Annotated in this window: 14 protein-coding genes; 4 read left to right on the top strand and 10 right to left on the bottom strand. The window is 42.9% G+C overall.

The annotated features are described in order from the left end of the window. Positions 1–14 precede the first annotated feature (14 nt). Together CDH51_RS07455 and CDH51_RS07450 are read right to left on the bottom strand one after the other, a co-directional pair. Positions 15–1,514, bottom strand: a complete 1,500-nt coding sequence (locus CDH51_RS07455; protein WP_100628073.1) for a lipopolysaccharide biosynthesis protein — start codon at positions 1,512–1,514, stop codon at positions 15–17. An 18-nt stretch (positions 1,515–1,532) separates the two neighbouring features. Continuing rightward, a complete protein-coding gene (locus CDH51_RS07450; RefSeq protein WP_100628072.1) occupies positions 1,533–2,318 on the bottom strand; it encodes an enoyl-CoA hydratase/isomerase family protein in 786 nt (261 codons plus the stop codon). Positions 2,319–2,517: 199 nt separating this feature from the next. Between CDH51_RS07450 and CDH51_RS07445 the strand changes: the two genes are divergently transcribed. After that, entirely contained in the window at positions 2,518–3,972 is a 1,455-nt protein-coding gene (locus CDH51_RS07445) for an NADP-dependent isocitrate dehydrogenase (RefSeq protein ID WP_100628071.1), read from the top strand. A 138-nt stretch (positions 3,973–4,110) separates the two neighbouring features. On the opposite strand, the gene CDH51_RS07440 is transcribed toward CDH51_RS07445, so the two are convergent. Then, entirely contained in the window at positions 4,111–4,986 is an 876-nt protein-coding gene (locus tag CDH51_RS07440; RefSeq protein WP_100628070.1) for a bile acid:sodium symporter family protein, read from the bottom strand. Positions 4,987–5,139: 153 nt separating this feature from the next. Between CDH51_RS07440 and CDH51_RS07435 the strand changes: the two genes are divergently transcribed. Both CDH51_RS07435 and CDH51_RS07430 read left to right on the top strand, forming a co-directional pair. After that, positions 5,140–6,429 carry a glycosyltransferase family 4 protein gene (locus CDH51_RS07435; protein ID WP_100628069.1) on the top strand — a complete coding sequence of 430 codons (1,290 nt, stop codon included), beginning with the start codon at positions 5,140–5,142 and terminating at the stop codon, positions 6,427–6,429. Beyond that, a complete protein-coding gene (locus tag CDH51_RS07430) occupies positions 6,410–7,498 on the top strand; it encodes a DegT/DnrJ/EryC1/StrS family aminotransferase (protein WP_100628068.1) in 1,089 nt (362 codons plus the stop codon). The genes CDH51_RS07435 and CDH51_RS07430 overlap by 20 nt, the downstream gene beginning before the upstream one ends. Before the next feature lie 5 nt (positions 7,499–7,503). Here the strand turns inward: CDH51_RS07430 and CDH51_RS07425 are convergent, their stop codons facing one another. Continuing rightward, positions 7,504–8,328 carry a sterol desaturase family protein gene (locus CDH51_RS07425; protein WP_100629372.1) on the bottom strand — a complete coding sequence of 275 codons (825 nt, stop codon included), beginning with the start codon at positions 8,326–8,328 and terminating at the stop codon, positions 7,504–7,506. Between the two features lie 83 nt (positions 8,329–8,411). Then, positions 8,412–8,738: a winged helix-turn-helix transcriptional regulator gene (locus CDH51_RS07420; protein ID WP_100628067.1), complete on the bottom strand. Its 327-nt coding sequence runs from the start codon at positions 8,736–8,738 to the stop codon at positions 8,412–8,414. Between the two features lie 178 nt (positions 8,739–8,916). On the opposite strand from CDH51_RS07420, the gene CDH51_RS07415 reads away from it, so the two are divergent. Next, the gene (locus CDH51_RS07415) at positions 8,917–9,552 is read left to right on the top strand and encodes an NAD(P)-dependent oxidoreductase (RefSeq protein WP_100628066.1); all 636 of its coding nucleotides are present in this window, start codon (positions 8,917–8,919) and stop codon (positions 9,550–9,552) included. Here CDH51_RS07415 and CDH51_RS07410 read toward each other — a convergent pair. From CDH51_RS07410 to CDH51_RS07390, 5 genes are all read right to left on the bottom strand, one after another. Next, positions 9,542–10,420 (bottom strand): NmrA family NAD(P)-binding protein, encoded by an 879-nt coding sequence (locus CDH51_RS07410; protein WP_100628065.1) that lies wholly within the window; start codon positions 10,418–10,420, stop codon positions 9,542–9,544. The two genes, CDH51_RS07415 and CDH51_RS07410, sit on opposite strands and share 11 nt — an antisense overlap. Positions 10,421–10,524: 104 nt before the next feature. Continuing rightward, positions 10,525–11,097, bottom strand: a complete 573-nt coding sequence (locus tag CDH51_RS07405) for a hypothetical protein (protein WP_100628064.1) — start codon at positions 11,095–11,097, stop codon at positions 10,525–10,527. A 394-nt stretch (positions 11,098–11,491) separates the two neighbouring features. After that, the gene (locus CDH51_RS07400) at positions 11,492–14,524 is read right to left on the bottom strand and encodes an AAA family ATPase (RefSeq protein WP_100628063.1); all 3,033 of its coding nucleotides are present in this window, start codon (positions 14,522–14,524) and stop codon (positions 11,492–11,494) included. Further along, on the bottom strand, positions 14,521–15,750 hold the full coding sequence (locus CDH51_RS07395) for a metallophosphoesterase family protein (protein ID WP_100628062.1): 1,230 nt from the start codon (positions 15,748–15,750) through the stop codon (positions 14,521–14,523). Before CDH51_RS07395 ends, CDH51_RS07400 begins: the two co-directional genes overlap by 4 nt. Before the next feature lie 259 nt (positions 15,751–16,009). Continuing rightward, entirely contained in the window at positions 16,010–16,231 is a 222-nt protein-coding gene (locus CDH51_RS07390) for a YgaP family membrane protein (RefSeq protein WP_100628061.1), read from the bottom strand. Positions 16,232–16,411 lie beyond the last annotated feature (180 nt).

Genomic DNA, 16,411 nt, shown 5'->3' with positions numbered 1-16,411 from the left:
TTCGATAAGAGTTTTTAACCCTTTTTTGCCAAAAATCGGATGAGTTCTTTGCGTTCTAGGACCAGAATCAGGATTATGAAAGTAATCAGGAAGGCGTTTTTAAGGAAAAAAGAGAGAATTTCGGATTCGGTACTGAACCAAAATCCCAAATAACTGAGCCCAAATGCAATCAACAAATAGGCGAGGTCTTTTCCGGTCTGATAGGGAATGGGGTAAAACTTTTGACCAAAAACAAAGCAAATCACTGACATCACAACATAACAGGCCAAGGTACTTAGAGCAGCGCCCATAAAACCATAAATCGGTACCAAAAGGATCACGACTACAATACTCACCAAGGCACCAATAAAAGTGATCCAGAAACTATATTGAGTCTTGTCGGTGATTTTGAACCAAATGGAAAGATTGAAATAAACACCCAGAAGCAGGTATCCCATCAATAAAACGGGGACAATGTATAAGCCCTCTGCATAGCCTTCACTTCGAAGAAATAGTGGTCCCATCCATTCAAGATTGACAGATATTGCGATCATCAATAGGCTGCAGAAAATGATAAATGCATGCATGACCCGCGCATAGAGTTCTGGAGAATTTTTATTTCCTGACTCCCGAAAGAAGAATGGCTCGGCTGCATATTTGAAAGCTTGAATGACTAGATTCATCAGTATCGCTAATTTGAAGTTGGCGCCAAAGACTCCAGCTGCATCACGACTGCTCAGGCCCGGATAGAAATTTTCGGGTAGAATGTATTCGAAAAGTAGCCGAGAGACCAACTCATTGGTAACTCCTGCCAAACCCATGAAGAGCAGGGGCAAGGCATATTTCCACATCGGCTGAAGGATGCTTTTTTCCAGTTTTGGACTGAAAAAGCCCGCTTTCCACCAGACAAAAGGAATAATCAAGCCATTGGCGAGGAGATTTGCCAAAAGAATGTATTCAACCCCCCAGTCCGATCGGTAACCCCAGAATCCTTCGGCAATAACTCCCTGATCTATCCACATCGGAATGGCGATAATCAGTAGCAAATTGAATCCGACATTTAAGGTAATGTTGGTCAATTTGGCTGCGGCAAATGTCAAGGCTTTATTGTCTAGTCTTAGCTTCGCAAAAGGGATAGCCAAGACTGCATCAAAAGTCAAAATCAAGGCCATCCAGCGAAATAAATAGGCTTGGCCCGGATAGTCCATCCAGTTTGCGAGTTGTGGAGCCAGGAGGTAAATGCCCGTACCCAAGACCAATGAAGTCCCAACCAAGAGACTTTGGGCATTATTGTAGACCCGCTTTGGATCGAGGTTTTTACCGGTAGCAAATCTGAAAAAGCTCGTCTCCATCCCGTAGGTGAAGATGATGTTCAAAAATCCAATCAGCGCATAAATACCTGTAAAAGCACCTAGAGCGTTTTTGCTCAGGTATGCGGTGTAGACGATGATCAGTAAAAAATTGATCGAGCGGCCCAAAATACTGCTGAGACCATAGATCGCAGTCTGACCGGCTAGTTTTTTGAGGTTGCTCATGAATAGGCTATTCGCCGCTTATTCGCCTTTGAATACAGGCTTTCTTTTTTCCAAAAATGCAGAAGTGCCCTCTTTGTAATCACCGGACTTGACACATCTGGCAAATGAATTGGCCTCAGTTTGATAGCCGTTTTCATCCGAGCGATAGACTGCATTCACACAGTCCACGATCATTCCGATCGCCAAGGGTGCCTTGGACATGATTTTGTGCAGAATTTCTTCGGCTTTAGCCATGGCTTCTCCTTTGGTGGGGAGCACATGATTGACCAACCCGAGCGATCTGGCATCTTCAGCATTGATCATGTCGCCGGTCATCATGAGTTCATTTGCTTTTCCTCTACCGATCAAAATGGTCAATCGCTGGGTGCCACCATATCCTGGAATGATACCCAAGTTTACTTCGGGCTGTCCAAATCTTGCATTTGCTGAAGCAATTCGCATGTGACAGGCCATGGCGAGTTCGCAGCCGCCACCTAGCGTAAAGCCATTGGTCACGGCGATTACCGGTTTTTCACAATTTTCAATCACAGAAAAAATTTCCTGACCGTTTTCGGCAAATTTCCGTGCATTCACCTCGTTAAGCTCGGCGATTTCACTGATGTCTGCCCCGGCTACAAAGGCCTTTTCACCTGCACCCGTGAGAATGACTGCCTTGATGGATTTGTCCTCCAAAACAGTGTCAAATACCTCCCTCAATTCCTCCAAAGTGGCAAAATTCAGGGCATTCATTTTATCTTCCCGATTGATGGTGAGGTAAAGAATTCCATCTTTTGTTTCGGCTAGGATATTTTTAAAGTGGTCCATAAGCTTCTTGTTCTGTAGAAAACAAATATACGTCTCGGGTATTCAATCCCAAATGGAGTCTTGGAAAAATCCAAAAATCGTAGGGAATACAAACCTAAATTTATCCAAGATATAAATTCAATTTAGGTATTTCAGGGCGTGGTACAGCATTTTTTCCTTACTTTTGCGGAACGAAATTTTAATCAAAACCTCAAAATATATGTCTTCAAAAAGAAAGATAACCGTAGCATACGGGGATGGAATTGGTCCAGAAATCATGGACGCTACATTGAGAATACTCGATGCTGCCGGTGCTCAGTTGGAATATGACGTGATCGAAATTGGTGAAAAGGTGTACTTGAAGGGGATTTCCTCAGGAATGGAGCCCAAAGCCATTGACTCACTTCGCGAAACCAAAGTCTTTTTGAAGTCGCCGATCACCACTCCTCAAGGTGGAGGTTTCAAGTCCTTGAACGTGACTACTCGGAAGTCTTTTGGATTGTATGCCAATGTGCGTCCATGTAAGGCTTTTTCTCCCTTTGTAAAGACTCACTTCCCTAAGACGGATATGGTTATTATCCGTGAAAATGAGGAAGATCTATACGCGGGTATCGAGCACAGACAGACAGAGGAAGTGTATCAGACTCTTAAATTGATCTCTGAGCCAGGTTCCGAAAAAATCATTCGCTATGCTTTCGAATATGCCAAGAAATACGGTCGCAAGAAGGTGACTTGTATGACCAAGGACAATATCATGAAGCTTTCCGATGGTTTGTTCCACAAGAAATTTGATGAAATCGCCAAAGAATATCCAGAGATTCAGTCCGATCACAAGATCATCGATATCGGTACCGCTTTGATTGCGGATAAACCGGAGACTTTTGATGTGGTGGTGACTCTAAACCTATACGGAGATATCATTTCCGATGTAGCTGCTCAGGTGACAGGATCTGTAGGTCTTGGAGGATCTGCCAACGTGGGTGCTGAGGTGGCCATGTTTGAAGCAATTCACGGTTCGGCTCCCGATATCGCAGGTATGGATATAGCCAATCCTTCCGGTTTGCTGAATGGAGCCATCATGATGTTGGTACACATTGGTCAGCCGGATGTAGCCGAGAAGATTTCCAATGCTTGGATGAAGACTTTGGAAGATGGAATTCACACTGGCGATATTTTCCAAGAGGGACTTTCTTCCAAAAAAGCCTCTACAAAGGAATTTGCTGATGCCGTTATCGAGCGCCTTGGCCAAAAGCCTGAGAAAATGACTCCTGCTGTCTTTGGTGAAGATGCTACTGAGCCAATGAATATCACCTTGACCAAAAAGCCTAAGGCTAAGAAGGAATTGGTCGGAGTAGATGTATTTATTGATTGGGATGAGGATAATCGTAATCCAAATATCATCGGAGAGCGCCTTCGAAAAGCCAATGCGGATGGTTTGCAATTGCATCTTATCACCAATCGTGGAGTTAAGGTATTCCCAGAAGGACTTAGAGAGACTTTCTGTACTGATCACTGGAGATGTCGATTCAAGACGGCAGACCAAAAAGTATTATCGCATAACCACATTTTGGAATTATTGACTCAAATCAAGGCTTTAGGCTTTGACTTTATCAAGACAGAGCACTTATACACCTTTGATGGGGTAAGAGGCTATTCGCTTGCACAAGGAGAATAATTTCAAATACGAAGATTGAAATACAGAAAAGATAGCACTGAATTAAATGTGCAACTGAAATAAAGCTCAAAAAGGGAGGAGAAATCTTCCCTTTTTTATTTTTCAAAAGGATACTCTAATGCAGTAAGCCCCTTGACTTTATGCAGTTTTTGTCGTCGCTTTTTTATTACCCCCAATGAAAATTAGAACGCCTGCTGTACCAAACATAATCAAGCTGTATACAGCAGAGGGTATAGTCATTTCTGAGTTGCCAATTAGGGTAGCGGCGATGGTGATCCCAAGTGTGCCATTTTGGATGCCTGATTCGATGGAAATAGTCCGAGCTTGTTTTGCCACAAGTCCCAAGGCTTTTGCTGAGAAAAAGCCAAAAGCTAAGGTTAAAACATTCAAGCCTAGAGCTACCGGTCCAATTTGACTAAAGTAGTCTACTATGTTTTCTCGCTCTTTCAGAATGGCTGCTAGAATGATCACCACGAAAAAAACTGCAGAAAAGATCCGAAAAGGCCTATCCATTTTTCGTGCAAGCTGAGGTGATTTTTTGAAAATCAACATGCCGATCGCAACAGGAATGATCGTAATAGCCAATACTGAGATCACCGTGCCGAATATATTCAGCGGGGGCTGTTCTCCACCCGGGATAAAATAGGAGATTGAGAAATTCACGATGAAAGGGATGGTCACCACCGTAATCAGGGAGGAAAAGGCAGTCAGAGTAATCGAGAGTGCCGTATCACCATTTGCCAAATGGGAAATGAGATTGGATGTGGGGCCGCCAGGGCAAGCTGCCAAAATCATCAAGCCCACTGCTAACCCTGGATTCAAATCAAAAAATATTGCTAATGAGAAAGCGATCAACGGAAGAATTACTAGTTGATTGATTAGCCCCAAAGTCACGGCTTTTGGGTAAATAAAAATCCTTTTGAAATCCGTAACCGTCAGGCTGAGCCCCATTCCAAGCATGATGACTGCCAGCGTCAGGGGTAGAAAAACTTCAGTCAGTATGTTTCCTTCCATATTGTCAAGGTTTTAGCTTGGGAAAATATAGGAAGAAAAGCACGGTTCTGAAATTTTTATCTCACCGCCAATTTTCCTATCAGTTTTCGCCCAAGTAAGAATCTTTTCAGCAAACTTGCACTTTCTCACTGCTAGCTACTACTTTGTACAGGAATGAAAAAACGGGTTCTCATCATTACGTATTATTGGCCGCCAAGTGGAGGCTCCGGGGTACAGCGTTGGCTAAAGTTTGCCAAATACCTACCCGAATTTGATTGGGAACCGGTCATTTTTACCCCGGAAAATCCGGATTTTGATATTCAAGATGCGAGTTTGGAGAAGGAGATTTCTAAGGACCTGGAAGTAATCAAGTTTCCGATTTGGGAACCCTACTCACTTTTGGCAAAACTGAGAGGCAAAAAGAAGTCGCATCCAGCAAGAATCCAAGAGCAGAAGGATCATACTTTTTTGGAAAAAATAGCCATTTGGGCACGTGCCAATTTATTGGTTCCTGATCCACGGAAATTTTGGATCAAACCCTCCGTGAAGTTTCTTCTTGAGGCTGTACAGTCAGGCCATTATCAGGCCATCATCACAACGGGACCTCCCCATTCCATGCATTTGATTGGGAAGCAGCTAAAGGAAAAAACAGGAGTTTTTTGGGTAGCTGATTTTCGAGACCCTTGGTCTGAATGGGAGTTTTTGGATACCCTTCCGATGTCTTCAGCAGTGAGAAGAAAGCATCAAAAGCTGGAAAAGGCCGTGTTGACTCTGGCAGATCATGTCTTGACTATCTCTCCCAGCTTTCAAGCTGATTTGGAGCGCATAGCAGGGAGAAAGATTGATTTGCTTACGAATGGTTTTGATTCGGATGATCTACCCGCTGATTTCAAGCCCAAGAAATTTCATACTGGTCAGCTGCACTTGGTGTACACCGGAGTCATCGACTCTATCCGAGATCCTAGACCTATTCTGAATGCCTTCCGGGAGGAGTTTTCTCAGACTGGACAAAATGTCAAATTTACCTTTGTCGGAAAAGTCAGTGAGCAGGTAAGAGAATTTGTAAAAAATGACCCTTGGCTGATAGATCAGGTTCATTTCCCGGGTTATGTCAGTCATGCGGAGGTTTTTGACTACTATGCGCAGGCTGATACGCTTGTCTTGATTCTCACCACCACTAAAAATGCCAAAGGAAACATTCCGGGGAAGCTATTTGAATACCTTTCCACAAGTATTCCGATATTGGCATTGGGTGATCCAGAAGGTGATACGGCGAAAATATTAAAGGAGTCTAAGGGTGGAAGGGTAGTTGCATCGGAAGATGAACAAGGAATCCGATCTAGCCTAAAGTCTTTAAGTAGCGGTCAGTTTTCACGTTCAAATCCTGAGGAGATTATTCATTTTTCCAGAAAAAATCTAAGTAAACAACTAGCTGAAATACTCGATGAAAGTACCCTTTCTTGACTTAAGCAGGATTGATTCTGAGCTCAAAGAGGAGTTGAAGCAGAAATTCGCTGCTTTATTGGACAAGGGTGTTTTTTCAGGGGGGAAAGAAGTGGATTTATTCGAAAGATCGATCCAAGACAAGCTGAATAGTAGAAATGCGATCGCCTGTGCCAATGGAACGGATGCTTTGGAACTGGCACTTCGAATGCTACAAATTGGCACGGGAGACGAAGTGATTGTGCCGGCGCTCACTTGGGTCAGTACAGCCGAGGTTGTCAGAATAGTAGGAGCGAAGCCCATTTTTTGGGATACGGATGAGAAGGGGCTTTTGCGGACAGATTGGGTGAAAGCTATTAGCAAACAGACCAAAGCAGTGATTCCCGTTCACTTGTATGGACGCATGGCAGATATGGAGTCAATTTGTGAAGCAGCGAAGTCCTCGAGAATTGCCGTCATTGAGGATGCGGCTCAGGCTTTTGGGACGACAAGAAATGGAAAAGCTGCAGGGACTTGGGGGGATATTGGCTGTCTAAGCTTTTACCCTACCAAAAATCTTGGAGCCTTGGGAGAAGCTGGCATGTGCTTGACTCAAGATGAAAAGATCGCCGAAAAAATCCGGGTTTTAATCAATCATGGACAAGTCAGCCGGGATGATCATGTTTCTGTCGGCCGAAATAGTCGAATAGACTCTATTCAAGCTGGCTTTTTGAATTTGTTTTTGGGGAGATTTGATGCTATTCAAAAAAGGAGAAAGGACTTGGCTAAAGTCTATTTGGAAAAATTGGGTGGCCTTCCAAAACTTGGACTCCCTGAGGATATTCTTGCTGACGATCACAACGCTCACCTTTTCGTCGTGGAGACGATCAAACGGGATGAGCTTAGAAATTTTTTGAAAGAAAAGGGAATCGGAACTGCCATCCATTACCCAAAAATCATCCCGGACATGGAGCCTTATCAGTCTCAAGGAGATTTTCCTAACGCCAGGAAGCTCACTGAACAAGGATTGTCGCTACCCTTGAATCCATGGATTACTGAAGGTGAAGTGAATTACATTACCGATTCGGTGATCGAATTTTTTGGACTTTGATAAGCCTACAAATCCTTGTCTGTTTTGATGGATTTGTTCAGTGGCAAACCCAATTGGTAGCGTAGATCTTCATCTCTAAGCGGGTCAGTCACGTCGACTCCATACTGGATTTTTTTGGTGTCATCGTATACAAAAGTACCGAATAGCCGATCCCAAATCGAGAAGATATTTCCAAAATTGGTGTCTGTCCAAGGACGCTCAAAGTGATGATGAAATTTGTGCACGTTGGGAGTGACAAAAATGAAACTCAGCGGTCTGTCAATCCATCGGGGTAGTTCAATATTTGCATGGGTTATGTAAGTGAAAAATACTGTGCAAATTCGGTAGAAAACATAAAAAGCAACTGGAATACCAAAAACGATCACTGTCGCAATCGAAAAGAGTTCCCGGATAAAATAATCGCCGGGATGATGTCTGGTGCCAGTGGTGGCATCTACTTTCGTATCACTATGATGCACCAAATGAAACTTCCACATCCAAGCTACCCGGTGCAGCAGGTAGTGCGCCACATATTGCGCAATAAAATCCAAGGCCATCACTGCAATGAGAAGCTCTGCCCAGAAGGGTAATTCAACCCACTGTAAAATCCCCACCTTCGAAGTACTAATCCAATAAAAAACACCGACTGTGGCAATACCAACCAGCACATTGATGACCATGGACATGCTCAGGAACACCAAATTGACGCCATCATGTTTGATCTTGTCATATTGATGCCTGACAAGTGGAATGACCAGTTCAAGTGTCCAAACCAAGCCCAAGCAGGCAACTACCCAAGCGAGTTTGTAAAGTGCAGGCAAATCTTCGAAGAAAGCGATATACTGTTCCATAATTCCAATAACTAGCATCTAAAATAATCAATTTGAATCCGATTTGTTGTCAAATGTGGATGGCAAAATGAATAAACAGGTCTTTATTCCTCATAGCTTCTTGCAAAATGTACCATTTCATCTATCAGCAATTGTGCATTTCGACCTTTCTCAGTAATTCGATACCCCACTCTTGGAGGGACTTCTCCATAATTAATCCGATCAACTAAATCACTTATTTTTAGAGTTTTGAGTTCCTGGATCAACATTTTTTCACTGATGTCTGGAATTAAAACCTTCAATTCACTTAGTCTCAATTCCTCATGGCTTATTAGCTGTTGGAGAATAATTAGTTTCCATTTCCCTCCCACCAGTTCCAATGTAGTTCTTATAGGACATCTAGCCGTAACTTCAATTGGTTTGTTTTTCATACACACAAAAAGGTTAGTACTGCTAAAATAGTATGCTCATTCTTTTTAACCTAGCTTTGGAATTGAATTTTAGAAACAAGTAAAAAGATCGAACCCATCTGACGGAAGCTATTCTAATGGGTGGCTATTCCTCCTTAATGGGTCATTGGTATTACTGCTTAAATCAAATTATAAACACATGCAAACTATCGCGTTATTTGGAGCAACTGGACAGACGGGCAAGCTTGTCTTGAAGATGGCATTGGATCAAGGGTATCAAATCAAGGCATTGGTCAGGGATCCAAAAAAAGTGGATTATTATTCCAATAATTTAACAATTGTCAAAGGGGATGTCTTGAATTATGAAAATGTGGAGACCACGATCAAAGATTGTGATTTGGTAGTCAGTTTATTCGGGCATGTAAAAAATTCTCCAGAATGGCTTCAAACAAATGGGACTAACCATATTGTGAAGGCTATGAACAGATTTGGGATCCGAAAAATTATCTCACTCTCAGGCGGTGGGCTTCCATTTCCAGAAAAGGATCAACCTAAATTTGCAGATAAACTTATACGGGCTATTATGAAAATAGCTTTTTCAAAAGTTCTGGATGACGCGATTCAACATTCCAAAGTGTTAAAAGAAAGCGGATTAGATTGGGTGATTATTCGGGGACCTAGGCTGACAAACGAAAAGCCAAAAGAAAGCTATCGTGTAGGCTGGGTCGGAGTCAATTCCGGGACCAAAATCGCTCGGGCGGATTTGTCGGACTTCATTTTGAAGCAGGTGGATTCAGACGAATTTATCCATCAGATGCCTTTTGTTAGCTACTAGGTGACTTCAAAGAACTGTTTTCCCTTTTGACAAATTCTCGAAAATTTATTGGTTTTGATCCGATGAGCTTTTCCACAGTATCTGTGGTAGGTGGAGTTGATGAAAATCTTGGCAGATAGTGCAACATGATCATCACAAGGATAAAGGCAGTTGGGACTTTCTCTCTTCTTTTTTGAATAAAAAAATTGAGCAGATTCGGGCTTTTGAAACTTATCTTTCTTCCCAATTCCTCACTTAATATGACTGCCATTTGCTGGAAAGTAAGTTGTTCCTGATTAGTTAGAGTATAGGCTTGGTTGATGTGTAACTCATTATTAATCAATACATTAGATGTGAATTCACCCGCATCATTGAGATCAATCAGTGTGAACTTTGCGTTTCCTGCTGGCAGGAAAATTTCATCTTTTTCAAGAATATCTCTTTTCAGCGTAGTGGTGAAATTTTGCATAAAGTAAGCAGGTCTCAAAAAGGTGAAATTAATACCGCTTTCTACAATAAGTTTTTCGATTTTATGGTGAGGGATCAAGGTGCTTGACTCAGCACCCTGAACAGACAGAAAAACGATCTGCTCAAGTCCTGATTTTTTAGCTAAATGGGTGATAGGTTCGAAATACTTCTTAACGTCTGTCAAATGTGGAGGTCTTAATAAGAATAGGATATCACATTGATAAATAGCTATCTCGATGCTAGCGATATCTTCAAAATCAAAAAAAACAGGGGTGATATCAGTGATTTTTGAGAGTCTCGCTTTATCTTTTTCACTTCTGTAGCAAGCCAATATTTCAAAGCCCTGTCTATTGTTTTTCAGGAAATGAATGACTCGCTCACCCACATTTCCCGTAGCTCCGGTGATAAGTAATTTTTTCATGTAGGTTTTGTGATGAATTGTTGAGCCATCAAATAGACTCTACAATTCCTTCATCCATTATTCCAATCGGTCTAGGTTGTAAAAAGGCTATGTCTTTTTTGACTTTAATTCCTAGGAGGGTTGATCATAATATGAGCTCTGTGGGTACCAGGGTCCATGATCCAAGGCAGTCCTGGACCTGCGGGCTTCAGTGGAAGACCCGTACTTTCCGCAGTAGCCCAAGGAATATAGACCACAGATCGCGTATAAGTATTTTGCGCCTCTCCGGTAGCCCAATTGACATCAGCCTCATCAGCTGTCAGCACATGAAGTACGGAGCCCTGATCGGGTAATTGCAGCTTTCCTGCTTTTGCCTCAGCCTCCCGGGTGTCAAAGACTTCTTGAAAACCTTTTCCCTCCTTTCGAAGCGCCCATCCACGTTCCATAAATGGCTGTGCGCTGCTATGATAGCACGAGACGCTCAGTCCCTCTCGGTTGGGATCATCCCCCAAGCAAATCGTCTGATTGCTTCCTTTTCTCAAGAGCGTTCCATCATAGGCATATACAGTGGCTTCGCTTTGCTGATCTTCAGGAGCGGCCAAAAGAGCCAGTTTGATTTGAATGTCTTTGCTCGGTGTATTTTGGGAGAAAGCTGAAAAGCTTAGCGATAAAAAGAAAATGCTGATTAGGGTTCTCATAAGGGTTAGATTTTGATGGTGATTTCAATTTAATGAAAAATTGGAAGAGTCTTACCCCATCACTGCGAGAGAAGCGAAGCCCGCCTCCCGGAGGGCAGGCAGTCCCAAAGTAGAGAATAACAAATTATGAAATTGCTTCGGGCATAAAAAGAAAAAAGGCAGCTTTAGGGTTTTTAGGTTTCTGCCCTCGCAATGACGTTTCTACTGTCACTGCGAGCCTGTCTGCCGACAAGGCAGGGAGGAACGACGAAGCAGTCTCAAGGAGATGAAGGGTGATTTTAAGATTGCTTCGGGCATGAAAAGAAAGTGGGCAGCTATAGGGTTTTTAGGTTTCTGCCCTCGCAATGACGGAAATACCTTTGAGGTCGCTTCTCCGTCAAGGTGCAATCACCCCTCAAAAAGAATAACTCACCTGCGAACCTACCTCTGGGTCTAGCTCGACTTGAGCGAAGACTCCGATCTCCTGCTGCAAATCTTCCACATGGCTGATGATCCCGACTATTCGGTTTTCGTGGCGAAGGGACTTGAGGGTTTCGAATACAACGCGGAGGGAATTTCGATCCAGAGCCCCAAAGCCTTCATCCAAAAAGAAGAAACTCTGGTCAGCTTGGTTGAGTGCTTTGACTTTTTCAGCTAAAGCCAAAGCCAAACAGAGGGAAGCCTGAAAAGTCTGACCTCCGGAGAGCGTTTTTAGCAGTCGTTTTTTGCCTCCATTGAGGTAATCGATCACCCAAAAGGTGTTATCAGAATCAATCTCTAATGCCAGGCTGTTTTTACTGAGCTTCATAAATCGCTGATTGGCCGTGTGGCAAAGTTCACGGAGATAGATCGAGCTCACGTATTTGACAAAGCCGCTTCCTTTGAAGAGTTTTTCCAGTTCGCGAAGGTAAGTTTCCCGTTTTTCTACTTCGGCTAGAAGCTTCTCCTGCTCTTTTTTCTCCTCCAGTTTTTGGTTGGTGTTCTTAAGCTCTTCCTGAAGTAGGGTCAATCGATTCTGAATCTCCCTTGACTCATTTTTGAAAAGACTTAAGTCACTTTGCAACTGTTCAAATGCGGCTTGATCGAAAGAAACTACCGCTTGATCCTGCTCTAATTCTTCAATTTTACTTTTTACCAATGCCACCTGCTGATCAAAATTCTGAATTTCCTTCGCGGTCTTTTCGGCATCCAAGGAATGCTCGAATAGCTCGATTAATTTCTCTTCATCCTGAAACCCATGCTCCGCTTTCAGTTGCTCAAACTCTGCACTTAGATTTTCATTTTTTGAAGTCAAAGTTGCAAGTGTCGCTTTGAAGTTTTTCAAGTCGGCAAGGTTCGTCGTGGCTTTGGTCCGGACTTCCTGCAGGTATTTTTGCTTACTCTCGAGTTCTTCTGCCGCGATTTCAATGTCCCGCTCTACCTTCAGGATAGTTTCCTCTACCTTTTCAGGAGATTTGGAGAAAAAGCTTTTACAAAATTCAGGATCCTTGATTTCCTCCTTTTTGGATTGGATCGCCGTGAGAGTATTTTCTTTTTTCAGTTGGGCCTTTTGGAGATTTTCCTGCGAGCTATCCAGCTGCTTCTGTACCTGATCCAGTTCTTTTCTTAGGGATTGAAGCTGTTTCAGGTTTTGCTCCCGGACTTGGCTCTGATTTTCCAGCTTAGCAATAAAAGCTTCCAATTCATCCTTTTGATGGATAGATTGGGCAGAAAGGAGTGAGGTCAAATTTTCAAGTTTCTCTATCAGGAGCGATTTTTCTGAACGGTTTCTTTTCAGATTTTCACTGTGCGTTTGCTGATAGATCTCCTGCTCTTTGAGCTGCTGTCTAATGAGAAGGATTTTCTCCAGCTCCTCTTTTTCTTGACCGATCTTTAGCTCGATTTCGCGTAAGCTTCGGTCAGCAGCCGATTTTTCCAAAGGATTGGGATGCTCTGAGGAACCGCAAAGCGGGCAGGGTTCTCCATCCTCCAGCAAGTGGGCATGGCTGTGAAGTCCGGATTTGCGAAGCAAATTTTCCCGTTTTTCATCCCAGGTATTGATCACTTCTTTTTGAGCTTGCTGCCACTTATCGAGGTTCTCATATTCACGCGGGATGCTATGCCGCAATTTCAAAAGCGTGTTTTCGACATGCTCGCTTTCCTTTTCAAATTGGGAAATGAGCTTTTCCTTTTGTGCCAACTGCTCCAAAAGATCCTTCCAGGAACTCAGTTGGTTTTTCAATTCGGCTAGCTGATTGACATCCGTGCCGGATTCGGACTGTAGGAAGGTTTCTTTTTCCAGAATCTCCTTTTCCAAGTCCTTTCGCTTTGCCTGAAATGTTTGAATCGCCGGAAGGATTTGATCCAGTTCATTTTTGGCAATTTGGAACCTAGAATCCAGCTCTTGAATTTCCAAGACTTTCTTGAGGTCGCGGATCTTTCCTTCCCGCTTGGGTCTGTCTTGATTCTTTTGCCGAAGGGCAGTTTCCTCCTGCTGTAGTCGATCAATTTCCTTTTCAAATTCTACCGCGAATCGCTCTGCGTCCGTAATGCTTACCCGGTATTTTTCGACATCTTTTTGAAGCTCTTGTAGCTGATTCCAAACAGGTCTCAGGTAGGTTTTTGCGGTGATAAAATCCCTGTGAATTTGTCGCTTTTCTTCTATCTGAGGTTTCTGCGCTTGGAGCTCAGCATAAGACTTTTGGTTTTGCTGCCAAGCTTCATTTTTTTCCCGAAGTTTTTCTTGGGTTTTCAGGATTTTCTCCAGCTTTTCCAACTCGGACAGACTTTTTTCCCAGTTCTTCTTAGCCGCTTCCAATTGGGTTTGAATCTCTTTTACCCCTTCCTCGGAATAGGCTTCCAGGCTTTGCAATCGAGTTTCTAATCGGATCTTTTCATCTTTTACAGCTCTTAGGAGATGTCCCGTTTTACCTGATAGATCAAAGCGCTCCAAACCAAAGAGTTCCTTCATCATTTCAGCACGTGGACCTGGGGTGAGATCGATAAATTCCCGGAATTTCCCCTGAGGAATGATCACAGTCTGCTTGAAATGCTCCTTTTTCATCCCAATGATTTCCTCAGCTTTAGTGTCGATTGCTTCCCAATCTGAGCCTGATTGCTGATAGAAAATATGAGAAGCCGGATCTACCCGTTCGGGATCCTTTTTGTTGCGCTTGGCTTCATAGCGTGCGAGGAAGGTTTGGGTATTGTTTTTTCCGGAGCGAAAGATAAATCGAATCAGCATCTGCTCACTTTGGAGGTTGAGCATGGAGTTTTTTTCACCACGATCTGAGAGGCGCTCGGTGCTACCATAGAGAGCCAATAAAATGGCCTCAAGGATAGAAGACTTTCCGCTTCCCACAGCTCCGAAAATACCAAAAAGACCAGCGGCTGTCAGCGGATCGAAGTTGATCGTCTGCTTTTCGCGATAGGAGTAAAGGCCTTGAATTTCTAACTGTACAGGAATCATGCGTTGGAATCTTGACTGATGACTTCTTTGAAAATTTCGAGGAGCTCTTCATTCGGTTCTTGTCCCCGTTCACTTTGAAAATAAAGCTTGAAAAGGCTGAGCATGTCTTTTTCGAGATCTTCAGCTTTCAGGCTTAGCGATTCTTGTCCTTGAGGGTTTTTGATTTGGGGAATCAGGTTGACTATTCCGTCATGCGCCTGATTGATTGCTTTGCGAGTATTGGCATCGATCGAGTGCTCTGTCTGATAGGTGAGTTCCAGAAAACAGTATGAATTTTCCTTTAGCCAATCCAACGTGTCAGACAGATTGTCGAAGGTTTTTCGGTAAAGTGGTCGCCCTGATTTTAAGGGGATTGGTCTGTATTCAGCGGCTTTTCCGGGCTCTAAGCTGACGATGACTACCTGCTTTTCCTGGTCTGCTTCCGAAAAGGAATAAGCCAGTGGACTGCTGGAATAGACTACAGGACAAGGATTTTTATCCACCGCGTGGTAGCGATGCAGGTGCCCTAGCGCTGCGTATTGAACCTGTGGAGGTAGATTTTCTGTAAATAGTGCCTGTGTACCGCCCACATGTAGTATTGGGCGCTCTGACTCAGGTTCCTCTTCTAGTGGAGCTCCTTTTTTTGCAAAAAAGAAATGGCCAACGAAGGCATTCACCCCATTGGAATCGCAGTATTGGTCAGCCAGGGCTTTCCATTTATCAGCAAGGAGATTGCGAAATTCTTCCTCCCGGTTTTCCTCCCCAAGATAGGTGCGTAAGCTGACCTCATGCGCATAGGGAGCCAAAATCAACCGGATAGGAAAGTTAATTTTTGGAAGTTTTAATTCCACAAAACCTTTGTCTGTTCGTAGAATTTCGACTCCTGAGTCCAGTGTTCCATTTGGAATAAGGCTGTCATAGCGGGAATAGAAGAAAATACCCATTTCCCGCGCGAGGGGATCGGGTGCTTCGACAAATTGGGAACTGTCATGATTGCCGGAGATGGCAATAATGGGACGATTTCCATTTTTTGATAATCTGCGGAGGGTTTTGTAGAGCAATTCCACGGCTTCGTGCGCAGGATTGAAGCTATCGAAGATATCACCCGCCAAAAGGACAAGGTCAACCTCCTGCTCATCGGCAATCTGGCAGATTTCGTCGAGCACGAGCTTTTGCTCTTCGATTCTGGGAAATTCCTGTAGGCGCTTGCCAAGGTGCCAATCTGCAGTATGAAGGATTTTGAGCATTTGGAATGAAAAAACTTGAATTTAAAATCTTAATCCAAGATACCTGATGAAGGGAGATCCTCCAAGGGAAAAACTAATTTGGACAGAAATTGGCATTCTTGTTTACACGGGACTGCCAATGAATCAAATCCAGCTCAAAATTATATTGATGCTGATTTTCTGAATGTTTGGGTCTAGTTTTACATTAGAAATTTTGGTAAAAATGAATCGAAAGAAGGAGGTGTCGAATTGAGCCTTCGAGTCTCTTTTTTAGAAAAAGTTACTTTAACCTCTTATTCGGACAGGTTTTAAATCCGAAAACTTTATATAGAGGACAAAATCCAACAAAGGAAGTAACTGTGAATAATATGGCTATGCCCAAATCAATAAAACCTATTGTTCCGGTAACTGTATTGGTGAAAAATAACGTGAATAATACCGCAGCAAGAATTATTCTTATCCCAATATCAAGTAATCCCATATTCTTCTCTAAAATTCTCATGGCTTACTTTGGTGATTATAAGATTATTGGGTTTTGCTTAAAATGTAAATTTAATTTATCGCGGATTTTTTAAATGAACAGCAAAAATCAATAGATTTTTTGACCCTCACAAGATATAAACCGCCCAAAATCAACTTGATATTGAATCCATTTGTTCATTTTAGATTCAATTTTATTGCC

This window comes from Algoriphagus formosus, assembly GCF_002807035.1.
Taxonomy (GTDB): domain Bacteria; phylum Bacteroidota; class Bacteroidia; order Cytophagales; family Cyclobacteriaceae; genus Algoriphagus; species Algoriphagus formosus.
This window is presented reverse-complemented; position numbering and strand designations above follow the sequence as displayed.